This window comes from Arthrobacter sp. 2RAF6, from assembly GCF_052115205.1.
In the GTDB taxonomy this organism is placed as follows: Bacteria; Actinomycetota; Actinomycetes; order Actinomycetales; family Micrococcaceae; genus Arthrobacter.
The window spans coordinates 1-807 of record NZ_JBFRGF010000106.1 but is presented as its reverse complement, the minus strand read 5'-3'; the positions used below and the strand labels follow the sequence as shown (position 1 = coordinate 807).

Genomic DNA, 807 nt, shown 5'->3' with positions numbered 1-807 from the left:
TCACCGAGCCCGTTCTCCACATGCCGGTCCAGGGCGTTGTACGCGGCATTGATCTTCCCGCCGACGAACCACTTCGCGAACGGCGGGTCCGACCAGTCCAGGGCCTGGTCAAAGTCCGTGTCCCAGTCCAGCAGTTCCCGGGCCTGCCTGGCCCAGAACGCCGGACGGTCCGCAGCCGCTTCCGCGTAGACTCCGGCGCCGACTACCGCGTTCGCCGCGAACTCCGCGCTCGGCGGAAACTTCCGGTCCTCATGGAGAAGATTTTCAAGGGCATCGCCGTGCTGGGGTGGCCTGTACGATGCTTCGGTGCGGGCGTTGGACATAGCTAAGCTCCTTAGGTCTCTGTTGAAATGCACACGATTTGCGAATGAGTCGGTGTCGAGCATCCTCCGCGGCTGAATTCGATCAGTACTTAATGACCACGCGTCCGTCGATCTTGGCGTGCTTCATTTCGTCGAGGACCGCGTTCACTTCGGAGAGTTCCCGGGTGGACACGGTCGGGTGGATCTTGCCCTGCGCGTAGAAGTCCAGCGCTTCCTCCAGGTCCTGGCGCGTCCCCACGATCGAGCCACGGACGGTCAGGCCCTTGAGCACGATCTCGAAGATCGGCGCAGGGAAGTCCCCCGGCGGAAGCCCGTTGAAGACAATGGTCCCGCCGCGCCTGGCCATGCCGATCGCCTGCCCGAATGCCGACGGATGCACCGCCGTGACCAGCACACCATGGCAGCCCCCGGTTTCCCGCTGGATGACTTCCACGGGATCCTCGTGCAGCGCGTTGACCGTCAGCTCGGCGCCGTGCTTTTTGGC

The 807-nt window shown here is 64.1% G+C and carries 2 protein-coding genes; both read right to left on the bottom strand.

The annotated features are described in order from the left end of the window. Positions 1-323: acetyl-coenzyme A synthetase N-terminal domain-containing protein (locus AB4Z38_RS25675; protein WP_441432333.1), on the bottom strand; the 323-nt coding region annotated here is incomplete at its 3' end. 82 nt (positions 324-405) lie between these two features. After that, a partial coding sequence (locus AB4Z38_RS25670; protein ID WP_441432332.1) for a zinc-binding dehydrogenase occupies positions 406-807 on the bottom strand: 402 nt, incomplete at its 5' end.